The organism is Chryseobacterium oranimense, from assembly GCF_900129755.1.
GTDB classification, from domain to species: Bacteria; Bacteroidota; Bacteroidia; order Flavobacteriales; family Weeksellaceae; genus Chryseobacterium; species Chryseobacterium oranimense.
The window spans coordinates 130,958-154,328 of sequence record NZ_FQWT01000003.1 but is presented as its reverse complement, the minus strand read 5'-3'; the positions used below and the strand labels follow the sequence as shown (position 1 = coordinate 154,328).

The following is a 23,371-nucleotide window of genomic DNA, read 5'->3' as shown; positions in this document are numbered from 1 at the left end:
AGAAGTCTAAAACTTCTAATCTCCGAATTAAATAACACGTAGCTCGAAACCCGTAACTCAAACCAAAATTGATAAAACTATGGAATTTCATCAACTGCTTGAAAAAATTGTAAAGGACAACGGAACCCACGCCAAATGGCTGAATACACTTTCATTGATGGAAAATGCCGGCGCCAGAAAAATTTCTAAGTGTGAACATCCGGTTTCCGTTACCCTTATACAGCTGAAACACGCTGCGGAAGAACACCGCCACGCTTATTATTTAAAAAAACAGATCGGGAAAATAGATCCTGAACTATGCAAAACTTATGAAGCAGATGAGCTTCTGGCTCCGGTTGCAACCAGACAATACCTTCATTCTTTAGATATCAAAACATGCAGGTATCTTCAGACTGCATTTCATTTAAATAAAGAAGAGTTAAAATATGCCGCCTATCTTTTTGTAACCTATGCTATTGAGGTTAGGGCAGATGAGCTGTATCCTGTTTATCAGGATGTTTTAACGAAAGAGGCTTCAAGAATTATGGTGAAATCTATCATTCTGGAAGAAGAGGGACACCTTGAGGAAATGATTAACCAGCTCAACGAATTTTCTGCAGAATGGCAGCAGCATGCAGAAAATATTCTGATTATAGAAAAAGAACTGCACGATCAGTGGATCAATGCTATAACAGAGGAAGTATCACAGTTGGATTATGCTTAAAAAATTTCAGGAGGCTCTTGACCGGAGAAAAGAAGCAGGAATACTGAGAACATTAAAGCCTGGATTAAAAGGTATTGATTTCTATTCCAATGATTATCTCGGGCTGTCGAAAAATGAAGAGCTGCAACAGCAACTGCTAAGGTGCGTTCAGGAAAATCCTGTATTGCTTTCAGGAAGTTCCGGATCGAGACTGATCAGCGGAAACAGCATGATAGTGAGCGAAGTAGAGCACTATATCGCTCAACAGCATCAATATTCTGATGCGCTGCTTTTCTATTCCGGCTACAATGCCAATCTGGCTTTGTTTTCTGCATTGCCGGACCGGCACGATACCATTATCATTGATGAGCAGATTCACCGGTCGGTTCATGATGCGTGCAGAATGTCTTATGCAAAAAAAATAAAATTCAGACATAATGATCCTGAAGATCTGGAAAGTATCCTGAAAAGGCAGACCGGAACATGCTATATAGCTATAGAAAGTCTTTATTCGATGGATGGCGATTTTGCTCCTCTTAAGGGCATTGCAGCCTTAGCCAGGAAATATAACGCAGCATTGATTGTAGACGAAGCCCATGCTTTCGGAGTTTTCGGGTATGGTCTGGTTGAGAAATATAATTTGCAGAACGATGTTTTTGCCGTTGTAGTAACCTATGGAAAAGCTTTGGGTGCTCATGGAGCTGCCATTCTTTGTAATGAAACCGTAAAATCTTATTTAGTGAATTTTGCCTCACCGTTTATTTACACAACAGCTGCCCAGGACTTTATATGGCTGAGTATAAAAGCAGGTTATGATTTTTTAAAACAAAGACCTGAACTACCGCAAAAACTCCATCAGAATATAAACATCTTCAGAAATCAGAATATAAAAACATCTTCATCAGAAATAAGCCCGATACAAGCCATCATAATTCCTGACAATCATCAGCTTAAAGCTCTGCAGGAAAAATTGTCCGCCAGAAAATTTCTAACCTATGCGGTCTATAGCCCGACGGTAAAAACCGGAACTGAAAGACTCAGGATATGTCTTCACAGTTTTAATACCGAAGAGGAAATCTTAGAAATGGCAGGGGTTATAAAGGAATTTGTTTAAGGCAAAGAAAGCTAAGATAGCAAATAAATATCCCGAATCTCGAAACCCGTAACACTAATGAACAAACTATTCATCACCGGCATAGGAACCGAAGTAGGAAAAACCATCTGCTCAGCTGTTTTGGTAGAGTATTTTAAAGCAGATTACTGGAAACCGGTACAATCCGGAGACTTAGACAACTCCGACAGCCATAAAATTGAGCATTGGACGAAAAACACGATCTGCCATCCCGAAGACTACCGTTTCGAGCTCGCTGCATCTCCGCACCAATCGGCAGCGGAAGAAAATATTGAAATTGACATTGAAAATTTTAAACTTCCCAAAACAGATAACAATCTCATTGTGGAAGGAGCAGGAGGGCTCATGGTACCTCTTTCTGACCACGTTTTTATGATCGACCTGATTGAAAAACTTTCACTTCCTGTAGGATTGGTGGTGAGAAATTATTTAGGATGCATTAACCATACTTTGCTCTCTGTCATGGCATTATATCAAAAAGAAATTAAACTGCAATTTCTCATCCTAAACGGAACTTTTCCTCCGGATACAGAAAGAGTAATCACCGGATATATAAAAAAAGAAACCAGGATCATCCGCATTCCTGAAATGGATCGGCCCACAAAAGAAAGCATCAAAGCCGCTGCAGAACAATTAACAAAAACAAATTTATGATAATGGACAAAAAAACAACCATCAGAAACAACTGGACGAAAGAAGAAATAGAAGAAATTTATCATCAGCCTCTTCTTGAACTAATTTACAAGGCGTCAACCGTTCATCGTGAGTGGCATGATCCTTCAGAAGTACAGATTTCCACATTACTTTCCATCAAAACCGGAGGATGCCCTGAAGACTGTTCGTACTGCGGCCAGGCCGCCCGTTATCACACCAATATTAAAGTTCAGGCATTACTTCCCACAGAAACGGTCATTGCTCATGCACAAAAGGCTAAAGACAACGGTTCATCCCGTTTCTGTATGGCGGCAGCATGGCGTGAAGTAAGAAACAACCGTGATTTCGACAGGGTAATTGATATGGTAAAAGGAGTAAATGAACTGGGGCTGGAGGTTTGCTGTACCCTGGGAATGCTTACCGAAGAACAGGCGATACGCCTTCAGGAAGCAGGTCTGTATGCCTACAACCATAATCTTGACACCTCTGAACAGTATTATGAAGAAATTATTTCAACCAGAACGTTCGACAACAGGATCAATACCATTAATAATGTCAGAAAAGCCGGAATAACAGTTTGCTCCGGAGGTATTATCGGTCTGGGAGAAACACACAAGGATAGAATTTCAATGCTTTTAACGCTTGCCACTATGCCTAAGCATCCGGAATCCGTTCCTATCAATGCGCTGGCTAGGGTAGCAGGAACACCACTTGAAGATAATGAAAAAGTAGATACCTGGGAAATGGTAAGAATGATCGCTACCGCCAGAATTGTCATGCCTTCCTCAATGGTAAGACTGAGCGCAGGACGCATCGAAATGAATGAAACAGAGCAGGCATGGTGCTTTATGGCAGGAGCCAATTCTATTTTCACCGGAGAAAGAGAAACCTTATTGGTGACTCCTAATCCCGGTGTTTCTGAAGATATGCAGATGCTGGAAAAACTGGGTCTGAAGCCGATGAAGATGAAGGAAAATACTTGTTGTTAGTTTTGAGTTTCGGGATGCGGAATAAAAGTGGTTCGGGTTATTTAACCAGATGCTTGTTACTGAATTTTGCTTGTTCATGATCAGTAACAAATTTACATAATCGCTTATTCGATCCCTTAGCTTTTTCTGCTTTCTTTGCCATTTCACCCTTTAAAATAATCATAAATACATTCTATATGAATACTTCACTACAATCCCGCCTTGCGGAAAGAGATAAAGCTGTCAACTGGCATCCCTACACCCAAATGAAAACGGCAGGAGATCCTGTTCCCATTGTAAGGGGGAAGGGTGCATATCTTTATGGTGATGATGGGAAAAAATATATTGATGCTGTTTCATCATGGTGGGTGACTTTACATGGGCATGCCCATCCTTACATAGCAGAACGGGTTTCTCAGCAGCTGAATACATTGGAGCAGGTTATTTTTGCGGGTTTTACCCATGAGCCTGCTGTTCAGCTTTCAGAAAACCTTTTAAAACTGCTTCCCGGTAATCAGGAAAAGGTATTTTATTCGGATAATGGTTCTACTGCAGTGGAAGCAGCTCTGAAAATGTGTATCCAGTATGCCTACAATCTTGGAAATGAAAAAACTAAGATTCTTGCTTTTAAAGAGGCTTATCATGGTGACACCTTCGGAGCCATGTCTGTAAGCGGAAGAAGTGTATGGACAAAACCTTTCGGAAGTATGCTTTTCGAAGTGGTTTTTATTGATACCCCCAATGCTGAAAATATTGAACGTCTGAAAGTTGAAATTGGGAATATAGCAGAGGAAACAGCCTGTTTTATTTATGAACCGCTGGTGCAGGGCGCTGCAGGCATGCTGATGTATGAAGCTGAACATCTTGACGAACTTATGAAATTTTGCAGAAAACTGGGAATTCTGATGATCCAGGATGAAGTTTTTACAGGTTTTGGAAGAACAGGAAAACTGTTTGCAGCCGATCATCTTACCGAAGATCCGGATATCATGTGCTTTTCAAAGGGCTTGACCGGAGGAACAATGCCTATGGGAATCACCACCTGTTCACAGGCTATATTCAATGCTTTCTTATCGGATGACAAATATAAAACTTTGTTTCACGGACATTCTTTTACCGCAAATCCTCTGGCCTGTACTGCAGCACTGGCGAGCATGGAACTTTTACTGAAAAAAGAAACTTTGGCTGCTATTGACCGTATCAGCAGACAGCATTCAGATTTTGTGAAAACTCTGTCATTCCACCCGAATGTTGAAAATGTACGTCAAACCGGAACTATTCTCGCTTTTGAATATAAAACAGAGCAAAATACCTCTTATTTTAATGAAACCGGAAAAATTCTTTATGATGAATTTCTGCAAAGAGGAATCATTATGCGTCCGTTGGGAAATATCATGTATCTGGTTCCGCCGTATTGCATCACTTCAGAAGAGCTGGATTTTATTTATCAGACTATTCTTGACGTTCTGAACCTTTTTAGTGAGCCAGCTCATTTCCCCATTGGTGCAGCTGGTCAAGAATAGGACCCAATTCACGGGCCTTATCTGTAAGCTTGTAATAAACTTCAGGAGGGAAATTATAGACTTCAATCCGTTGGATCATATGATTTTCTTCCAGTTGTTTCAGCTGTTCCGAAAGCACTTTCTTGGAGACCCTCGGCATATTGCGCCACAATTCTATAAAACGGACCTCGTCTTTTTCAAAAAGATTCTGAAAAATTAATGGTTTCCATTTTCCGGAGAGAATATCCAGGCTTCTTCTGAGCCCGCAGTTTTTAAATTCCTCAAAATTCATATGTTACAAATATTTATGGTTAACCTTTTGGTAACCGTCTATTATTTAGCTCTGATTGAGTCCTAGTTTTACGGAACAAAATTAAGCAAAATGACACTAGAATTATGGCGCAATGCCACATTAGTACTCCAGATTGGAGGGAAAAACATTTTAATTGATCCCATGCTTGGAAAGAAAGGTTCCCTGGGACTGTTCCCGATGACAGACAATGAATTGCTGAATCCACTGGTAAATCTTCCATTCACTGAAGAAATACTGAAAGAAAGGCTGTCCGAAATTGATGCTGTGGTGGTTACTCACCTTCATCCTGATCACTGGGATGAAAAAGCCATTGAGATTTTAGATAAAAATATTCCGCTCTTATGTCCGGAAAGCATCGCAGAGCAGATTTCACAATCAGGTTTTACAAATATTATTCCTGTTAAAGATGCTGTTGCCTGGCAGAACATCAATATTTCCATGACGGAAGGACGTCACGGAACCGGAGAAATAGGAAAGAAAATGGGAGTGGTTAATGGATTTGTTTTTAAAACGGAAGAAAAAAGCATATACGTTGTCGGGGACAGTATCTGGTATGAAGGTATTGCTGCTGAAATCGACAGACATCAGCCTCAACATATCATAGTGGCAGGAGGTGCCGCTACTTTTGTGGTGGGAGATCCTATAATAATGACCGCTTCGGATATTATCAAGGTTTGCAAGCATGCGCCGGAAGCTTATGTTTGGGTGACTCACCTTGAGGCAGTGAGCCATTGTAAGGAAAACCGTTCATTTATTAAGGACAAAATCAATGAAAATAATCTTCAGGACAGATGTTTTATTTTGCAGGACGGAGAAACCCGCTCTCTTGACTGATGGATTGAAAAACAGTTTGTTTCCCGAATGGCGTATTTTTTGGATGTTTTTTAAAAATTAATGTCTATGATGCCACTATTTCTTTTGGAACTTAACTGGAAAGAATTATTCCTGGGCCACGAAGAATGGTCCTTTCTTTTAGAGATTATTCTCCGTACTGCCATTATGTTTCTCGCTATCATCATCGGGCTTAGAGTTTTGGGTAAAAGAGGGGTGAAGCAGCTTTCTATTTTTGAGCTGGTGGTGATCATAGGGCTGGGGTCTGCTGCGGGTGACCCCATGTTTAATAAAGATGTAGGAATTATTTCTTCCATCCTTGTTTTTATCATCATCATTCTTTTATACAGCGTCGTTACTTATTTTATCGGCAGAAGTAAAAAATTCGAAAAGCTGGTGGAAGGAAGTTCTATCTGTCTCATCCGGAATGGCGAATTTTCCATTGATAATTTTAAAAAGGAAAACCTTGGAAGTGACGAATTTTTCGCAGAGCTCCGGTTGAAGGGAGTTTCTCAGCTTGGACAGATAGAAATGGCTATTGAAGAGATTTCCGGTGAGATCAGTGTATTTTACTATGAAGATGAACAGGTGAAGCCGGGACTTCCTATTATGCCTGATTCATTAAAAAATCCTTTGAAAAATATACAGAAAGAAGGTTTTTATTCCTGCACTTTCTGCGGACATACGGAATCCAAAACCGAAGGGAATGCCGGAAACTGTGCCAAATGCAAAAAAGATGAATGGGTAGAAGCCAGCGGCAGGAAAAGAGTCACATAAAAAACTGGCAGAACTATTAAAGGCTGTATCTTTTGCAGGGATACAGCCACCTTTATCATTTTAATCTTCCACACACTTATTTCTGGCTGCTTTCATCCCAAAATAGAACATAAGGATTACAGCAACACTTAGAAAGCCAAAAGAACTTTTCCACGAAATGTCCCAATCATGCAGTTTTCCAAAGACCGGAGGCCCGAACGCTGCAATCAGATAGCCTACAGACTGAGCCATTCCTGATATTTTCACAGCATTGGCACTGTTTTTTGTCCTGGTGGAAAAGAAAAGAATGGATAAGCTGAAAGAAAGACCATTAGAGATTCCGATAATCACAGCATTAACATAGATCCATTGAATCTTCAGCCCGATAAACATCATCGTACTTCCAAACATTAATGTACAGATGAAAATGATAAGAACCCGTTGATCTTTCATTTTACTGGCAATAATCGGTGCACAGAAAGCAATAGGAATCATGGTGATCTGAATAGCAAACAGGACCCAGCCTGCACTTTCAACCTGCATATCGGAATCAGTTAAAAAAGAAGGCAGCCAGGCCATCATACAGTAATAGAATAACGACTGCAATCCCATAAACAGGCTGATATTCCATGCCTGTGCAGATTTGAACATATTAAAATCAGAAACAGTTAATGCCGTTTTTGACTGATTTTTATTTTTCTTATTAAACAACAGCTCAAGAACAAGCACAAATAATCCAAGTCCGGCAATCACCAGCCATATGCCGAGTGAACCGCGCCATCCGAAACCTGTCCATTCCCCAATTCTTACGCTGAAGCCTGAAGCCAGTGCAGCGGTGAGATTCATAGAGACGGCGAAAATTCCTGTCATTAAACCAATCTGTTTAGGAAAATTGTTTTTGATGTATCCCGGAGTTACCACATTCCCGATACAGATTCCCAGACCGATAAACACCGAACCGGCAAACAGCATCCAAAGCGACCCTGTAATCCTAAGGAATAATCCGAAGCTCAGAATAATCAATGAATACATCAGGAATCTGCTGATGCTGAGCTGATGCGAAAACCTGCTGACCAGAACAGAACAGGTGGCAAACATAAACAAAGGAATAGAAGTAAGCATGCTGACCTGAAAACTGCTCAGGTTCAATGCTTCGCGTATATCGCCTAAGACCGGAGAAACAGCAATAATAGGGGATCTCAGATTACTGGAAACCAGAATTACAACCAATACATTAATCAGCATTAAAACGTAAGAAGCATTTTTTCTTGTTTGATTCTTCATGATATAATTTATTTAAGGCAAAATTAATTCAGTTGATTTGTTTAATTTTGCCAAAGTTTTAACTTAAAACGACATGAATCCACATGATGCTATAAATCTTGACGAACTGGACAAGCCTTATTTTGTATGGTTTGAAGAGGACTGGCGGCATGACGATATCCTTCATTCCCATGAAAAAGGGCAGTTGGTGTATGTCGAAAGTGGATTCCAGTATATTACGGTAGAGGGAAAAATGTACCTCCTCCCTCAGAATCATGCCGCGTGGATTCCTCCCGGCGCATTACACAAAACCAATTCGCATTCGGAGAAAATCAAGCTTATGATTATGTTTGCAGAAGTGGACAAAGACAGTTCTTTTCACCTCCAGACCAATGTTTTTTCAGTTCCTCCTGTTTTAAAGGAAATGATCAGGTATTCGGAAAGATGGTCAAAGAATATGGATCATAATCGTGATGAAATGCTGTTTTTAAAAGCACTTTTCAATGAATTGCCGCAATTTGTAGAACATTCGCTGAAGCTTCATATCAGACTTCCTGCGGATAAACGGTTGTCGCAGCCCATTGCTTACCTGCATAATCACTATCGTGAAGAAATAAAAATTGAAGATCTGAGTGAAATGTCAAGCCTTTCCTTAAGAACCCTGGAACGTATCTTTAAAAAGGAAACCGGTATGACCTTAAGCAAATACCAGCAGATTCTGAGAATTATAAAAAGCCTTGAACTCCTGACCTCGGGACACCTGACCATTTCGGAAACGGCATATGCGGTGGGATATAAAAGTGTTCAGGCATTTACAAGAAGTTTCCAGTCTGTGATGCAGTCCAGGCCCACAGATTTTATAAAGACTACGCAATAATTTCGCTAAAGTAATATCACGGAGCAAAAAAATCTCCAGGATTCCCCGGAGATTCATATTAATCTAAAGTAAGTTCTAGAACTTGAATGTGCATCCGCAAACGCTCATTTTGCCTTCAACGACTGTTGTCCATTGTCCGTTCCAGGTACCTCCGTAAGAAGCACAGATGGAAGGGCATATTTCCTTAGCATCTTCATTGCTCCAGATCGGTCCTGCCAAAACGTCCATTGTATACTCTGTACTTCCGGATGGCTGTGTATCGTATTCAACTTCGATAACGCTCATCTGGCCTTCGACAATAGTGCTCCATTGTCCTGTGAATTTTCCTAAATGTGCCGCAGCAATACGGCCTCCGATTTTTTGTGCTTCGTCATTGCTCCAAAGTGGTCCTGCAATGATGTTGATTTTGAATGTTGACATGGTGTAATGTTTTTAAGTTGTTTAACATTACAAAGTTGTCACTTTAAAGAGATATATAGTAGAGTAGAAAGTACCAAATTCTTCTTTCCGTATTTTTACCTATAACCTATACATTTCATATTTGACCATAAAAAAAGGCCCCCTAGAGGAGACCTTAAAAAAACACAAATGATGAAAAAAAATTATTTCGATCCACAAATATAAATAAAATTTATATTATGTAAAACATTCTATAAGCATAAATTTTAAAAAATTTATTAATTCTATTTATAAATAGGGTGCCGGTTAACCTTATTTTTCTTCCCATTTATAGTATTCCTGCCTGATAATACATTGTCATAAATTGATAAAAAAGTGTATATATTTAAAGAGGATAAAAAGTACTTAGGATGAGCTCCATTCATTTTGAATACTCATTTCAAAAAAACATCAGTAAAATATTTTACCATTCTGGATTTTCACTGTTTTTTCTTTTTCCATTTTCTTCACAACCCTGATAACAGTTTCTACACATAGACCGGTAAGGGAAGCCAGATGCTGCCTGGTAAATGGAAACTGGTAAGAATACTTATCTGTAAACTGGTTATACGATTTCAGGCATTCCATTACCCGCTTAACTTTGGTTCCGGGGTCGGGTGAAGAAAGATTGTTCAGCATTACATGTCTGTAATACATCCGTTCCGCAGTATAGCTGTAGAGCTTAAGAAGCAGATCAGGTGAATTTCCGACAAGTTCCAGGAATTTATTTTTATCCAACCTGATAATCTCACAGTTGCCCATTGCTACTGCGTTGACAGCATATGGTTTATCCGTAAAAAGGGAGCTTTCCACAAGGCAATGACCATCAAAAGGCACACTATGCATAATTTCGCGTCCATTTTCATGATAGTTATTGATCTTCACGGTTCCGGATTTGATTTGAAAATAATATTTAGGATAATCATTTTCTTTAAAAATGATATCATTTGCTGCATAATTCATCAGCTCCGCTCCTGACGAAAATAAAAGTTCTTCATCTATTATCATAAGCATATACAACTGTTCTGAAGTTGCAAAAATAAATTTAAATTGGTTTATCTCTACAATTTTTAATTTTTTATTCAAAAAAGATTAATATAGCCTAAAGTGGCTAATAAAGAGTAGTTTACAAGAATTGAAAACCTTATCGGTAACGATTTAGTAATGGTGCTTACTGCACTTGCTTTCATTTGATTACCTTGTAAATCATTACTGCAAATGTAATAAATTAATGGGTAAAGTATATTACTGCTTTACCCTTTTTTCATCCCCCTAATATAAAAATCTTTGAAAAAATTCCCACACTGGGGAGAGCCTGTGATATTGGTTTCAATATTATTTCCAAATTTTGGCATACAACAATAGTTGCAATTCCGAAACAAATAGTGATAACTTCAAAAAAGACTATGCTATGGAAATCGTGTTGAGTAAAATATTATCGCAAATTAGACATCAGGAAGATGACCTGTCTTCTCAAATGATGCGAACGGCAGACGAGGCATACCAAATGACCTTATTCCTAAATGAAATGCTGGGAAGCATAAAAGCAAAAGTATTGCAGGATAATTTTGTGGATGAACAGCAGGAGATTGACTTTTTCAAGAATATCAAGCCACAGGTTTTAGGAAAGCTCATTTACTATAATAAAGTGTTTCGTATTGAAACGACCTGCCCCGTGAGTAATGGTAAGATACATCAAAGCTATTACGAGAACCTATTGAAAACGCTGAAAGCAGAATATAAAGAAAGTATCTGCAACGAGGATTTTTATAGGTACTATCGGGCTTGCAGAATTGACCGGGACCATATTTACTTCCGGCTCGGTCAAATCAATTACCACGATGGATTAAAGAGTGGCGTATTTGAAATTGACCTTAGCTTTTCTACCTATTATGATAACAAGATTGCCCACATTATAGCCAACGAACTCCTCTACACTTACCTGCTTACCAAAATCAATCCCGAAGAAAATCCTGATGCGATTTTAATAAATGGAGATGCAAACAAGGATATTTCTTGGACTAATTCCCAAAATGCACTTATCGAACTGATTTACGCCCTGTATGCCTCAAATTCCATTGCACACGGAAAAATCGGCATCCGAAAATTAGCCTTAATTTTTCAAGTGCTGTTCAGAACTCCGTTAAACGACGTTCATCATTCTTTCCACCGTATGAAAACAAGAGCTGGTTCAAGAACAGCATTTTTAGACCAACTTAAAATGTCCCTCGAAGAATATATGGACAAAGACCTTTAGCTATATTATTAGATATGTTCAAAGCAGTACATCAAAAGTGTACTGCTTTTTTTGTGCCAATATCCGCCAATGGGCGAACACTTCCAATAGCCGAATACAAAACATACCAAATCCCCTAAAATGCTTGTCTGAAAAGGGCTTTGCCCGATTGCAAAAATTTTCAAAAAACCACCCAACCAATTGGCGAGGCTTGGCGGACAAACTCTGCCACCCTTACCAATTTTGCATTGTGAACATTAAAAAGCAATGCGATGAAAATAATCACTATTGAAGAAGAAGCGTGGCAACAGCTAAACAGCCGTATCAACGCCATTGCCGACTACCTGAAAAGACAGGAAGACACCAGTTATAATGACTTGTGGCTCAACAATCACGAGGTATGCCAATATCTGCACATCAGCGAAAAGACCTTATGGCGTATGCGTACCAAAGGCGAAATAGCGTACTCCAAAATTTATGGACAATACTTCTACACCATTGGAGCAATCAAAGATATGCTCAACGCTAATGCCATACAGAGTAGTGACGAGTATGTACAGGAACTAATGGCAAAGGGCAAAAGCTATATCGAAAAAGGTAGAAAGCTGAAAACAGACAAAAAGTAAGTGCTATGAATATTGACAGAATGGAATTTATATCGTGGATGGAACGACTAATCGACAGGCTGGATATGTTAAGCGACCATATAGACGATTTAAAAAAGAAACGTAACAGTATTGACGGCGAAGAATTGTTGGATAATCAGGATTTACTGCAAATGCTGAAAATCAGTAACCGTTCCCTGCAACGGTATCGTTCCATCGGAAAGCTACCCTATTATACGATAAGCGGAAAACTGTATTACAAGCTATCCGATGTACATCAATTCATCAGAGATAGTTTTAACAAATAGAAAGCCAATGAGTGCCAAACACTGCCTTTGACTGCCACTTCAAGTTATACAGTAACTACTTCATTTACTTTCGGCACTAAAACTTTAAAATTTTCAGATTATGAGCGAAGAAACAACGAACAAACAGGAAATGCCCGAACAGTTATCGGACATATTATTGGTGTTGGATAAAGAAAAAATGAAAATCCAAGCTGTAAAGAGTATTGACGAAAACGGAAAAATGGAAACCGTTGACCCAACTAAAAAGAACCAAAATCAGTTTATGCGTGTGGACAAACACGGTGATTTCTTTTCCAATTTCTTCTCCAACTTTTTCAGCCAACTGAAAAACCCGACCAACTTTTCATTTTTTAAGGTAGCTGAACCCGAAGCTATCGAAAAGGCAAAGGAAATGCAGAAACAGGTTGATAATCCTACTCCCGAGGGCGAAAAGGAAATGAAAAAGCACGAAGTGAAAACCGATACAAAAGAGAATAATAAACAAGAAAATAATAATGATATGGCAACAACACAAACAACACCGGAAAAAAGCGAATACCGCTACCAGCCGGAACAGATTGATTGGGACACAATGAAAAATCTCGGATTGAGCAAAGAATATCTTGAAAAAAGAAACCTGCTTGACCCCTTATTAAGAGGTTACAAAACTAATGAGCTTTTACCGATTGGCATTAATCTCGGTAGTACAATTCTCCGCACGGATGCCCGTCTGTCTTTACAGCAAGGCGAAGACGGAAATGTTATCGTGGCAATACACGGTATCAAAAAAGAACCTAACCTGCACTTTGAGTTCTTCGGACACAAGTTTACAGATGAGGACAAGAAAAACCTGCTCGAAACAGGCAATATGGGGCGTGTGGTTAATCTAATCAATTCTAAAACAGGCGAACTAATGCCGTCTATTATCAGTATTGACAGGCTTACCAATGATGTAATCGCACTGCGAACGGATTTCATTAAAATTCAAGATGATATAAAGGGTGTGAAGCTGACTGATGAACAAAAGCAAACCTTAATGGAGGGCAAACCGCTCAAATTGGAGGGTATGATTTCTACAAAAGGAACGGAGTTCTCGGCAACGGTACAGTACAATGCCGAAAAACGCTATCCCGAATTTTTGTTTGACCGTAGCAACTCCAACGGACAAAAGCAAAATAACCAACAAAGCAATCAGCAAAGCCAACCGCAGGAAGCTCCAAGAGCATTCCGTGGCAAGGAACTGACCGATGAGCAGTACAAGGATTTCAAAGCGGGTCAAACCGTGTATATGGCAGGTCTGGTTGATAAGAAAGGGCAAACGTACAACGGTTACATCACATTCAACAAAGACACCGGAAAAACAGGCTTTGAGTTTCCTAATCAATACAAGGAAAGAATACAACCTACCGAAGCCCACAAAACGCAAACTGCCGTCAATTCGCAGGGCAAAACCAACGAAGCGACCAAAAACATCAAAGAGCCTTTGAAGTCGGGGCAACAAAGACCAAAAAATGAAAAGCAACAGGAGCAACAAAACAAGCCTGCAAAATCAAAAGGTAGAAAAGTGAGTTAATTATGAAAACAATCATTGCAGAAAAACCAAGCGTAGCAAGGGAAATAGCGAGCTTGTTGGGAGCTTCCGATAAAAAGGACGGCTACCTGACAGGCAACGGCTATTTTGTTACGTGGGCATTCGGACATCTTATAGGTTTGGGAATGCCCGAAGATTACGGGATTTCGGGGTTTGACAAGGCTTCATTGCCCATACTCCCGAACCCGTTTGTTTTGACCGTTCGTAAGGTCAAAAAGGACAAAGGCTATCAAGCCGATACAGGAGCATTGAAGCAACTGAAAGTAATTAAAGAACTATTCAATAAAAGCGACAGTATCATCGTTGCGACCGATGCAGGTCGTGAGGGAGAGCTTATTTTCAGATACATTTATGAATATCTGAAATGCCGTAAACCCTTTGAACGGCTTTGGATAAGTTCGCTTACCGAAAAAGCCATAAAGCAAGGGTTTGACAGTCTGAAAGACGGAAAAGAATTTGACGGATTGTATCAGGCGGCACAAGGAAGAAGCCGTGCCGATTGGCTCGTGGGTATCAACGCTACACAGGCATTGAGCATAGCCGCAGGCAATGGTATTTATTCGCTGGGCAGAGTGCAAACGCCTACATTGGCTTTAATTTGCAAACGCTATTTGGAAAACAAGAATTTCTCGGTTAAAAAGTATTGGCAAATTCAGCTATTACACCATAAAGAGGATATTGATTTCAAAAGCATATCCAAAAAGAAATGGGACGAACAAAAGCTGGCAGAAGATACCTTGCGTTCAATCCAAAGACACGGCACTGCTACGGTTGTATCTGTGGAAAGCAAGAATGTAACGGAGCAACCTCCACTGCTTTTTGACCTCACGGGCTTACAAAAAGAAGCCAACAAAAAGCTGAACCTATCAGCCGAACAAACCCTCAATATTGCTCAAAGCCTTTACGAAAAGAAATTTATCACGTACCCCCGTACCGGAAGTAAATACATTCCCGAAGATATGTGGGCTGAAATCCCCAACCTCGTAAGGGCATTACAGGACAATGATAGTTTCAAACAAGCTACATCCAAATTGAAATGGGGTCGGTTTAATAAGCGAATTGTAAACGATTTGCGTGTAACAGACCACCACGGTTTGTTGATTACCGACAAGATACCGTCTGCCCTCAATGCAGACGAAACAAAGGTTTATAATATGATTGCGTTCAGACTGCTCGAAGCCATTTCGCAAGCCTGTATCAAAGAGATAACCGATATAGCAATGGAAGCATCACACTATGATTTTACGTTGAAAGGCTGTAAGGTTTTGGAAGCTGGTTGGCGTTCGATAAAAGGTGCTTTTTCGGACGAAGACACAGAGCCGATACAGGATTTACCCGACCTGAAAAAAGGCGATGAACTTAAAATCAAGGAAGCCGAAGTTTTGGAAAAGAAAACCAAACCGCCTGTGCTATATACAGAAGCCGGACTTTTGTCGGCTATGGAAACCGCAGGTAAGGAAATCGAAAACGAAGACGAACGGAAAGCCCTGCAAAATATAGGTATCGGAACTCCTGCTACAAGAGCCGCAATAATCGAAACCCTGTTTACCCGTAATTATATCCAAAGAGATAAGAAATCCCTAATCCCTACCGAAAAAGGATTGCAGGTGTATGGATTGGTAAAAGACAGAAAAATTGCGGACGTTTCTATGACCGCCGAATGGGAATTGGCTTTGCAGAAAATCGAAAATAACGAGATTGATGCAAGAGTGTTCCAAAGAGAAATGGAAACCTATGCGGAATCCATTACCGATGAACTGTTGCATACCTCCATTGCCAATGCGAACCTGCCCAGACTTACCTGTCCGAAATGCAAAAGCCAACAGCTTATTATCCGTGATAAGATTGTCAAATGTCCTGATGAAAGTTGTAGTTGGGTGCAGTTCCGTAATATCTGCGGTGTACAAATTGGTATTGCCGATATTGAAAACCTTGTCAATAAGGGCAAAACTTCCCTTATCAAAGGAATGACGAGTAAGGCGGGAAAGAAATTCGATGCCTATATCGTATTGGATGCGGATTGCAAAACCTCTTTTGAGTTTGAGAAGAAAAAGAAGAAATAGCTATATTAGCTTTTGGAAAACCTCTTTGTAATGTAATAATGACAGATAAACTTATAATAGCACAAAAGGAAATTGAAAACCTGATATACACCATAAGGGGCAAACAAGTGATGTTGGACAGTAACCTCGCAAGGATTTATCAAGTGGAAACCAAGGTTTTCAATCAGGCAGTAAAACGTAATGAAGAGCGTTTTCCCGAAAATTTCCGTTTTCAATTGACACAGGATGAATTTGATGCTATCAACTTGAGGTCACAATTTGTGACCTCAAGTTTGAATTATGGCGGAAGACGTTATTTACCCTATGTTTTCGCTGAAACAGGAATAGCGATGCTGGCTTCGGTACTCCGTTCAGAAATAGCCATAAAGGTCAGTATTGAGATTATGAATGCCTTTGTAGAAATGCGAAAAATACTCATCAGCAATGCTTCGCTGTTTCATCGTTTGGACAATATAGAACTGAAACAATTAGAAGCCGACCAAAAATTTGAGGAAATATTTAAGGCTTTGGAAAGCGATAAGCTCCACAGCGAAAAAGGTATTTTCTACAACGGACAGGTCTTTGATGCTTATACCTTTGTTTCCGATATTATCCGAAGTGCCAAAAACTCCATTATTCTGTTGGATAATTATGTGGACGATACAGTACTGACCTTATTGGGCAAACGCAATGACAACGTAACCGCAACAATTTATACCAAAAACATCAGCAATCAGTTACGGTTAGACCTGCAACGCTATAACAGCCAATATCCTCCGATTGATATTAAGACTTTCTCTGATGCTCACGACCGTTTTTTGATTATTGACCAAACGGAACTTTACCATATTGGAGCTTCGCTAAAAGACCTGGGTAAAAAATGGTTTGCCTTTTCGAGAATGGATATTGAGGTCGGCAGAATGCTTCAAATTTTAAACAAGTAACAACAATAAACCCTCCGATTTTGGAGGGTTTATTGTTACGCTTTAGATGTTTCCAAAGAAGCCTTTCTAAACTCTTTTAAAAGTTTCTCCAAATCAAGAGAAGCCTTTCGGGCTCTCGTACCTGCTGCCTTGTTCCCTTTTTCTGCCTGTAATTCTGCATCAGCTTTCAACGCTTCATAGCTTGCGTTGATTTTTTCAATTAGTTCGTTCATTATGATAATGGATTAAAATTTATAACAGGCAAAAATACACTTTCTGCCTTTAAATCCTGTCACTTTACGCCAAATCCTACCTCTCAACGCCAAACCCTGCCACTTCTTCAGAGACACTTATGTACCGCTATAATTTTAGGCTTTAAATAAAATTCTAAACAAAATTATAGTATGAGTACACAGCAAAAAGACTTGTCGTATTTCAGATTACGACTGCAAGAACTATTAAACAGTAGCTTCCCCGAAAAAGCCAACGACCAAAAATTTATAGACCAGCGTTCATCGTGGGCTGCCAATGCCTACGAGGGTGCGTTTCGCTCCGGAAATGCTATCGACCAATGCAACGAAATAGCCAATTACATACTTTTCGAGGGGCTGCACTTTTCCAAGTTTGATACGGTTTTCCAAGTGGTCTGCAATGAGTTTGATACCCTGATGGCTGATGAAGAACTGCGACCGTTCGCCCTTAAAATGCTCCCTGTCTGCAAGCCTGTTTTTCTAAGATATACACTAACCGATGATTTTGCATACGGTTATGAGTTTGACCTGCTCTATACCGAAATAACCGGGGCAATTGCAATATGGATAGAGGAAAATGGGCTTTAGTAAAAAGCAACACCTCCAACAGAATATTGATGCGCTGCGGATTGCTTTTACATTGGAAAAGGAGAAACGACAAGCCTCCGTAGGCGAAAGACTGTCATTGATGCGTTACAGCGGATTTGGCGGTCTTAAATTCGTTCTGAACCCCATAACGGACGAAATAGACATCAACCATTGGCGGAAAACCGACCACGATTTATTCCCCATTACGCAGGAACTCCACCAACTGCTCAAAGAAAACTCCGAAGACGATAAGCAATACCGCAGGTATGTGGATAGTATGAAAAGCTCCGTACTGACGGCTTTTTATACCCCGCCACAGGTCATTGATGCGATTTCCGAAACCTTGCGTGAAAGTGGTGTAAATATTCAGAAATTTCTTGAACCCTCCGCAGGTATCGGCTCATTTATACAATCATTTTCCGAAAACCAACAACCCAAAATTACTGCTTATGAAAAGGATTTGCTGACAGGTAAGGTTTTAAAACAGCTTTATCCCGAAAGTACTATCCGTATAAGTGGTTTTGAGGAAATCCCCGAAAAGGAACAAAACAGCTATGATGTAGTCGCAAGTAATATTCCGTTTGGCGATACCTCCGTGTTTGATTTATCCTTTTCCCGAAGCAAGAACAGTGCAAAAGTACAGGCAGCCCGAAGCATTCATAATTACTTCTTTCTGAAAGGAAATGATATGCTCCGTGAGGGCGGTTTGCAGGCGTTCATTACTTCGCAAGGCGTTTTAAACAGCCCGAAGAATGAGCCGATACGCAGGGCGTTAATGGAGAAAAATAATTTGGTTTCGGTTGTCCGGTTGCCCAACAACCTGTTTACCGATTATGCTGGTACGGAAGTAGGTAGCGATTTGATTATCCTGCAAAAGAATACGGCAAAACAAGGTCTGACCGAAACGGAAGAACTGTTTTGCCAAAGTAAACAGACCAAATACGGTACGCCAAGCAATGCTTTCTTTCAGAACGGTACGAGGGTAATCCATACCGACCGTAAAATTGATACCGACCCCTACGGACAACCTGCAATCATCTATACACATAAGGACGGAGCTGAGGGCATTGCCAAAGATTTGAAGCAAATGCTTTCAGAAGATTTTGGAAAGCACCTGAATTTGAATTTGTACAAAGGCGAACGGAATGATGAACCTATAATACAAATTCCGATTGAGCCAAAGGTAACGCCTCCAGTAATCGAACCTATTATCATTCAACAAAAGCCACAACCTACACCAACTCCGGTCATTCATCGAGAAAGCCCGCAGGAATTAAAACAATTGAGCATTTTTGACCTGTTTGAAAATGCGAATGAACCCGTAATGGTGGTTGCTCCACCCAAAAGAACCACACAAGCCAAAAGACAAACTACTAAAAAAAGACGGGGTACAATAGGTCGTCAAACCGACCTGTTCGGTGGTGCGATGCAACAGTCTTATACACCGCCAAAATCTAACGGAGCTACAAACGGTACATCACAAATAAACGGCAAAAAACAGGTCGCCAATGGCTTCCTGTTTTCGGGTTTGGGTGGGAATGGCCAAGCGAACACGCCAGCCATTCCCGTAACCGTTCCTAATACTATTCCCGAACCTGCTCCGTACTGTGGCGAACTGCAACCGTTCCACCGAAACGACTGCCTTGTTGTGGACAATGGTTGGGTCGGTCATCTGCAAGAAGTTGATACAATAGACGGTACGGCTGTTTTCCACCCACTACAATTACCGTCCTTGCAAAAAGCAAGAGCCGAAGCGTACATAGCTGTACGTGATGTTTACCAACAGCTTTACAACAAAGAAGCGGAACTACACACTGAACATAAAGACGAACGGGAAACCCTCAACAGCCTTTACAATGCCTTTGTAAAAAGATACGGAAATCTCAACGATGCTAAAAACATCGAACTTATCAAAACGGACAGTGCAGGTAAAGAAATGCCCTATTTGGAGCGTGTCATTGGTGGCGTGATACACAAAGCGGATATATTCAACCGTCCTGTAAGTTTCTCCATTGCAACCATAGCAACGGACAATCCCGAAGAAGCCTTATCGGCTTCGCTGAACAAATACGGAAGCGTGAATTTGGACTATATGTCCGAAATCAGCGGTATGCCTGCCGATACTTTGAAAGAAGCCTTACACGGTCGTATCTATTACAATCCATTAGAAAAGGAATATGAAATATCCGAACGCTGGATTGCAGGCAATGTAGTGGAGAAAGCCAATGAAGTAAGAGCCTACCTCGAAAACAATCCCGATGATGCCCAAGCCAAAGAAAGCCTTACCGTATTAGAGGAAGCAAGACCAAGACGTATCGAATTTGAGGAACTCGATTTTAATCTCGGCGAACGATGGATACCCACAGGCATTTACGCCCGATTTGCTTCGTACTTGTTCGAGGCAGAAGTGCATATCCATTATGCCGATAGTACCGATGACTTTTCCGTAACCTGCAAACAGAAGAACGTACATATTTGGGACAAATATGCGGTCAAAGCCCAAAGCCGGACGTATGACGGGATTGCCCTGCTCAAACACGCCCTTGTCAATACCACACCCGATATTTCAAAAACAATAACGGTTGATGGCAAAGATGTCAAGGTGCGGGATATGGAAGCCATACAAATGGCAAATACCAAGATTGACGAAATCCGTACCGCCTTTACCGATTGGCTTCACGCCCAAAACGATGAGTTCAAAACAAGGCTGACCGACCAATACAACGATACCTTTAACTGCTTCGTCCGACCGGACTATGACGGCTCACATCAGGAGTTTCCGGGATTAGACCGCAAGGGATTAGGCATTGAAGACCTGTATTCGAGCCAAAAAGATGCCGTTTGGATGATAAAGCTCAACAACGGAGCTATCTGCGACCACGAAGTAGGTGCAGGAAAGACGTTGATAATGTGTACAGGTGCACAGGAAATGAAGCGTTTGGGAATGGCTCATAAACCGATGATTATCGGGCTGAAAGCCAATATTCCCGAAATAGCCGAAGCCTACCGCACCGCTTATCCCCACGCCAAAATCCTCTATCCCGGCGTTGATGATTTTACGCCCGAAAAACGCCTGCGGATTTTTGGCGATATAAAAAACAATGATTGGGACTGCGTGATATTGACACACGACCAATTCGGAATGATACCCCAATCGCCCGAGATACAAAAGGAAATTCTCCAAGACGAATTGGACAGCGTAGAGGAAAACCTTGACGTTATGCGAAGTCAAGGCGATGACATAACGCAATGGATGCTCAAAGGAGCGGAAAAACAAAAAGACAACCTCGTAGTCAAGCTCAAAACCCTGCAACACGATATTGAAAACCGCAAAGATGACATTGTGGACTTCAAAATGATGGGCATAGACCATTTATTTATTGATGAAAGCCACCAATTCAAAAACCTGATGTTCAACACAAGGCATTCAAGGGTTGCGGGATTGGGCAATCAACAGGGAAGCCAAAAGGCACTGAACCTACTGTTTGCAATCCGAACCATACAGGAGCGTACCCAATCGGATATGGGTGCGACCTTTCTTTCGGGAACAACAATCAGCAACTCACTTACTGAACTTTATTTATTGTTCAAATACCTGCGACCACGGGCATTGGCAAAACAGGGCATTAACTCCTTTGATGCGTGGGCTGCTATTTATGCAAGGAAAACGACCGATTATGAATTTTCGGTTGCTAACAACATTGTAGCAAAAGAGCGTTTCCGATACTTTATCAAAGTGCCGGAGCTGGCACAATTCTACTCGGAAATCACGGATTACCGAACGGCAAAAGATATAGGCATTGACCGCCCCAACAAGAACGAGGTATTGTATAACATAACGCCTACTCCCGACCAGGAAGATTTTATCAAAAAGCTAATGGAGTTTGCCAAAACAGGAAATGCTACCTTATTAGGAAGAGAACCTTTATCACAAAGCGAAGAAAAAGCAAAGATGCTTATCGCAACGGACTACGCCCGCAAAATGTCTTTGGATATGCGGATGGTAAGCGGTGCGTATGATGACCACCCCGATAATAAGGCTTCGTATTGTGCGGCAAACATTGCCAAGTATTACAACCAATACAACGCACAGAAAGGAACGCAATTCGTTTTCTCCGATTTGGGAACATACAAGCCGGGCGAATGGAATGTGTACTCCGAAATCAAACGCAAGCTCGTGGAAGACCACGGCATACCCGCAAACGAAATCCGTTTTATACAGGAGGGCAAAAATGATAAGCAACGTAAGGAACTTATCAAAGGAATGAACGAGGGTAAAATCCGTGTGCTGTTCGGTTCTACAAGTATGTTGGGAACAGGCGTAAACGCACAAAAAAGAGCCGTTGCCATTCATCATTTAGATACGCCGTGGCGACCGAGCGACCTTGCCCAAAGGGACGGTCGGGCAATCCGCAAAGGCAATGAGATTGCCAAGTTCTTTGCCAACAACAAAGTAGATGTAATCATCTATGCCGTTGAAAAATCATTGGATAGTTATAAGTTCAACCTGTTGTACAATAAGCAACTTTTTATAGACCAATTAAAAAACAATAACCTCGGCAAACGTACCATTGACGAGGGCAGTATGGATGAAAAATCGGGAATGAACTTTTCGGAATACGTGGCTATCCTATCAGGAAATACAGACCTGTTAGATAAAGCCAAATTGGAGAAACAGATTGCCGGGTTGGAAAGCGAAAAGCAAGCGTTCAACCGTTCCAAGTTCAGTGCCAAATACAAGGTGCAAGATTATACGGAATTGTTGGATAGCACGCAATCCCGTTTCAACCGAATGAACCTCGATTGGGAAAACTTACAGCAACGCATACAAAAACGTTCGGACGGTACAATTGCAAATCCTGTACAGTTGGACGGTTTACCGCCCAATGCGGATATTAAACAAATCGGTGCAAAGCTCAACCAGCTTGCGGACAAAGCCCGCACCGGAGGTCAGTATGAAGAAATCGGTAGTTTGTACGGATTTACGCTGTTGGTAAAAACCGAAATGTCCGAAAAGGAGGGCGTGGATATACGGGTAAACCGATTTTTGGTACAAGGCGAGGGCAATATCAAATACACCTACAATAACGGTCTGATTGCCAAAGATGAAAAGCTGGCGGCTATGAACTTCCTCAACGCACTGGAGAAATTGCCCGGCTATATCGAGCAGGAACAAAAGAAAATTGCGGAGATACAAAAAGACCTGCCCATTCTTCAAGAAGTGGTAAACGGTACGTGGTCTAAAGAAGGCAGATTGAGCGAACTTAAAACGGAACTTGCTGCTGTTGAGCGAAAGATACAGTTATCCATTACGCCGGAAACTAAAAGAGAGCCTGCGGAGCAGGTAGAAAAGCAGAAAGAAACGCCAAACAATTCGGAGAATATTGTACGGACAAAAGGTATTCATTTGTCTCGTGGGACATTATAAAAAT

21 protein-coding genes are annotated in these 23,371 nt (G+C 40.9%); 16 read left to right on the top strand and 5 right to left on the bottom strand.

Annotated features, from left to right (window positions below; genetic code table 11):
- The first annotated feature begins 79 nt into the window (after positions 1-79).
- The 5 genes from BUB03_RS11290 (at position 80) to bioA (ending at position 4,959) form a co-directional block, all read left to right on the top strand.
- Complete coding sequence (locus BUB03_RS11290) at positions 80-703, top strand: hypothetical protein (RefSeq protein WP_073063128.1); 624 nt, start codon at positions 80-82, stop codon at positions 701-703.
- Complete coding sequence (locus BUB03_RS11285; RefSeq protein WP_073063125.1) at positions 696-1,796, top strand: aminotransferase class I/II-fold pyridoxal phosphate-dependent enzyme; 1,101 nt, start codon at positions 696-698, stop codon at positions 1,794-1,796. Before BUB03_RS11290 ends, BUB03_RS11285 begins: the two co-directional genes overlap by 8 nt.
- 57 nt (positions 1,797-1,853) lie before the next feature.
- The gene (gene bioD / locus BUB03_RS11280; RefSeq protein WP_073063123.1) at positions 1,854-2,468 is read left to right on the top strand and encodes a dethiobiotin synthase; all 615 of its coding nucleotides are present in this window, start codon (positions 1,854-1,856) and stop codon (positions 2,466-2,468) included.
- Between the two features lie 2 nt (positions 2,469-2,470).
- The gene (bioB, locus tag BUB03_RS11275) at positions 2,471-3,457 is read left to right on the top strand and encodes a biotin synthase BioB (protein ID WP_073063121.1); all 987 of its coding nucleotides are present in this window, start codon (positions 2,471-2,473) and stop codon (positions 3,455-3,457) included.
- Positions 3,458-3,633: 176 nt separating this feature from the next.
- A complete protein-coding gene (gene bioA, locus BUB03_RS11270) occupies positions 3,634-4,959 on the top strand; it encodes an adenosylmethionine--8-amino-7-oxononanoate transaminase (RefSeq protein ID WP_073063117.1) in 1,326 nt (441 codons plus the stop codon).
- Here bioA and BUB03_RS11265 read toward each other — a convergent pair.
- Positions 4,913-5,230: a winged helix-turn-helix transcriptional regulator gene (locus BUB03_RS11265; RefSeq protein ID WP_040995119.1), complete on the bottom strand. Its 318-nt coding sequence runs from the start codon at positions 5,228-5,230 to the stop codon at positions 4,913-4,915. The genes bioA and BUB03_RS11265 overlap by 47 nt on opposite strands.
- A 90-nt stretch (positions 5,231-5,320) precedes the next feature.
- Here BUB03_RS11265 and BUB03_RS11260 point away from each other — a divergent pair, with 90 nt between their 5' ends.
- Entirely contained in the window at positions 5,321-6,085 is a 765-nt protein-coding gene (locus tag BUB03_RS11260) for an MBL fold metallo-hydrolase (protein ID WP_073063114.1), read from the top strand.
- A 66-nt stretch (positions 6,086-6,151) separates the two neighbouring features.
- Positions 6,152-6,859 carry a DUF421 domain-containing protein gene (locus tag BUB03_RS11255; RefSeq protein WP_083538920.1) on the top strand — a complete coding sequence of 236 codons (708 nt, stop codon included), beginning with the start codon at positions 6,152-6,154 and terminating at the stop codon, positions 6,857-6,859.
- A gap of 60 nt (positions 6,860-6,919) precedes the next feature.
- Here BUB03_RS11255 and BUB03_RS11250 read toward each other — a convergent pair whose 3' ends face one another.
- The gene (locus BUB03_RS11250; protein WP_073063109.1) at positions 6,920-8,122 is read right to left on the bottom strand and encodes a CynX/NimT family MFS transporter; all 1,203 of its coding nucleotides are present in this window, start codon (positions 8,120-8,122) and stop codon (positions 6,920-6,922) included.
- Between the two features lie 73 nt (positions 8,123-8,195).
- Here BUB03_RS11250 and BUB03_RS11245 point away from each other — a divergent pair, with 73 nt between their 5' ends.
- Positions 8,196-8,978, top strand: coding sequence for a helix-turn-helix domain-containing protein (locus BUB03_RS11245; protein WP_073063106.1), 783 nt, complete (start codon positions 8,196-8,198; stop codon positions 8,976-8,978).
- A 75-nt stretch (positions 8,979-9,053) separates the two neighbouring features.
- Here BUB03_RS11245 and BUB03_RS11240 read toward each other — a convergent pair whose 3' ends face one another.
- On the bottom strand, positions 9,054-9,398 hold the full coding sequence (locus BUB03_RS11240) for a mannan-binding lectin (protein WP_040995112.1): 345 nt from the start codon (positions 9,396-9,398) through the stop codon (positions 9,054-9,056).
- A 429-nt stretch (positions 9,399-9,827) separates the two neighbouring features.
- Positions 9,828-10,430, bottom strand: a complete 603-nt coding sequence (locus BUB03_RS11235) for a Crp/Fnr family transcriptional regulator (RefSeq protein WP_052352591.1) — start codon at positions 10,428-10,430, stop codon at positions 9,828-9,830.
- 397 nt (positions 10,431-10,827) lie between these two features.
- Here BUB03_RS11235 and BUB03_RS11230 point away from each other — a divergent pair, with 397 nt between their 5' ends.
- The 6 genes from BUB03_RS11230 to BUB03_RS11205 all read left to right on the top strand — a co-directional run bounded on the left by BUB03_RS11230 (position 10,828) and on the right by BUB03_RS11205 (position 17,121).
- Complete coding sequence (locus BUB03_RS11230; protein WP_073063103.1) at positions 10,828-11,673, top strand: RteC domain-containing protein; 846 nt, start codon at positions 10,828-10,830, stop codon at positions 11,671-11,673.
- Between the two features lie 251 nt (positions 11,674-11,924).
- The gene (locus tag BUB03_RS11225) at positions 11,925-12,278 is read left to right on the top strand and encodes a helix-turn-helix domain-containing protein (protein ID WP_073063101.1); all 354 of its coding nucleotides are present in this window, start codon (positions 11,925-11,927) and stop codon (positions 12,276-12,278) included.
- A 5-nt stretch (positions 12,279-12,283) separates the two neighbouring features.
- Positions 12,284-12,565 carry a helix-turn-helix domain-containing protein gene (locus BUB03_RS11220; protein WP_073063098.1) on the top strand — a complete coding sequence of 94 codons (282 nt, stop codon included), beginning with the start codon at positions 12,284-12,286 and terminating at the stop codon, positions 12,563-12,565.
- Positions 12,566-12,665: 100 nt separating this feature from the next.
- Positions 12,666-14,117 carry a DUF3945 domain-containing protein gene (locus tag BUB03_RS11215; RefSeq protein WP_073063094.1) on the top strand — a complete coding sequence of 484 codons (1,452 nt, stop codon included), beginning with the start codon at positions 12,666-12,668 and terminating at the stop codon, positions 14,115-14,117.
- 2 nt (positions 14,118-14,119) lie between these two features.
- Positions 14,120-16,198 carry a type IA DNA topoisomerase gene (locus BUB03_RS11210; protein ID WP_073063092.1) on the top strand — a complete coding sequence of 693 codons (2,079 nt, stop codon included), beginning with the start codon at positions 14,120-14,122 and terminating at the stop codon, positions 16,196-16,198.
- 38 nt (positions 16,199-16,236) lie between these two features.
- Positions 16,237-17,121, top strand: a complete 885-nt coding sequence (locus tag BUB03_RS11205) for an ORF6N domain-containing protein (protein WP_073063089.1) — start codon at positions 16,237-16,239, stop codon at positions 17,119-17,121.
- 35 nt (positions 17,122-17,156) lie between these two features.
- On the opposite strand, the gene BUB03_RS11200 is transcribed toward BUB03_RS11205, so the two are convergent.
- On the bottom strand, positions 17,157-17,333 hold the full coding sequence (locus tag BUB03_RS11200; protein WP_073063086.1) for a histone H1: 177 nt from the start codon (positions 17,331-17,333) through the stop codon (positions 17,157-17,159).
- A gap of 171 nt (positions 17,334-17,504) precedes the next feature.
- On the opposite strand from BUB03_RS11200, the gene BUB03_RS11195 reads away from it, so the two are divergent.
- Entirely contained in the window at positions 17,505-17,939 is a 435-nt protein-coding gene (locus BUB03_RS11195) for a DUF1896 domain-containing protein (protein ID WP_073063083.1), read from the top strand.
- Positions 17,929-23,367 carry an N-6 DNA methylase gene (locus BUB03_RS11190; protein ID WP_073063080.1) on the top strand — a complete coding sequence of 1,813 codons (5,439 nt, stop codon included), beginning with the start codon at positions 17,929-17,931 and terminating at the stop codon, positions 23,365-23,367. Before BUB03_RS11195 ends, BUB03_RS11190 begins: the two co-directional genes overlap by 11 nt.
- The last annotated feature ends 4 nt before the right edge of the window (positions 23,368-23,371 follow it).

Coding starts and splice junctions, on each gene's coding strand:
- BUB03_RS11290 (WP_073063128.1), top strand. CDS start 80: ATGGAATTTCATCAACTGCTTGAAAAAATTGTAAAGGACAACGGAACC.
- BUB03_RS11285 (WP_073063125.1), top strand. CDS start 696: ATGCTTAAAAAATTTCAGGAGGCTCTTGACCGGAGAAAAGAAGCAGGA.
- bioD (WP_073063123.1), top strand. CDS start 1,854: ATGAACAAACTATTCATCACCGGCATAGGAACCGAAGTAGGAAAAACC.
- bioB (WP_073063121.1), top strand. CDS start 2,471: ATGGACAAAAAAACAACCATCAGAAACAACTGGACGAAAGAAGAAATA.
- bioA (WP_073063117.1), top strand. CDS start 3,634: ATGAATACTTCACTACAATCCCGCCTTGCGGAAAGAGATAAAGCTGTC.
- BUB03_RS11265 (WP_040995119.1), bottom strand. CDS start 5,230: ATGAATTTTGAGGAATTTAAAAACTGCGGGCTCAGAAGAAGCCTGGAT.
- BUB03_RS11260 (WP_073063114.1), top strand. CDS start 5,321: ATGACACTAGAATTATGGCGCAATGCCACATTAGTACTCCAGATTGGA.
- BUB03_RS11255 (WP_083538920.1), top strand. CDS start 6,152: ATGATGCCACTATTTCTTTTGGAACTTAACTGGAAAGAATTATTCCTG.
- BUB03_RS11250 (WP_073063109.1), bottom strand. CDS start 8,122: ATGAAGAATCAAACAAGAAAAAATGCTTCTTACGTTTTAATGCTGATT.
- BUB03_RS11245 (WP_073063106.1), top strand. CDS start 8,196: ATGAATCCACATGATGCTATAAATCTTGACGAACTGGACAAGCCTTAT.
- BUB03_RS11240 (WP_040995112.1), bottom strand. CDS start 9,398: ATGTCAACATTCAAAATCAACATCATTGCAGGACCACTTTGGAGCAAT.
- BUB03_RS11235 (WP_052352591.1), bottom strand. CDS start 10,430: ATGCTTATGATAATAGATGAAGAACTTTTATTTTCGTCAGGAGCGGAG.
- BUB03_RS11230 (WP_073063103.1), top strand. CDS start 10,828: ATGGAAATCGTGTTGAGTAAAATATTATCGCAAATTAGACATCAGGAA.
- BUB03_RS11225 (WP_073063101.1), top strand. CDS start 11,925: ATGAAAATAATCACTATTGAAGAAGAAGCGTGGCAACAGCTAAACAGC.
- BUB03_RS11220 (WP_073063098.1), top strand. CDS start 12,284: ATGAATATTGACAGAATGGAATTTATATCGTGGATGGAACGACTAATC.
- BUB03_RS11215 (WP_073063094.1), top strand. CDS start 12,666: ATGAGCGAAGAAACAACGAACAAACAGGAAATGCCCGAACAGTTATCG.
- BUB03_RS11210 (WP_073063092.1), top strand. CDS start 14,120: ATGAAAACAATCATTGCAGAAAAACCAAGCGTAGCAAGGGAAATAGCG.
- BUB03_RS11205 (WP_073063089.1), top strand. CDS start 16,237: ATGACAGATAAACTTATAATAGCACAAAAGGAAATTGAAAACCTGATA.
- BUB03_RS11200 (WP_073063086.1), bottom strand. CDS start 17,333: ATGAACGAACTAATTGAAAAAATCAACGCAAGCTATGAAGCGTTGAAA.
- BUB03_RS11195 (WP_073063083.1), top strand. CDS start 17,505: ATGAGTACACAGCAAAAAGACTTGTCGTATTTCAGATTACGACTGCAA.
- BUB03_RS11190 (WP_073063080.1), top strand. CDS start 17,929: ATGGGCTTTAGTAAAAAGCAACACCTCCAACAGAATATTGATGCGCTG.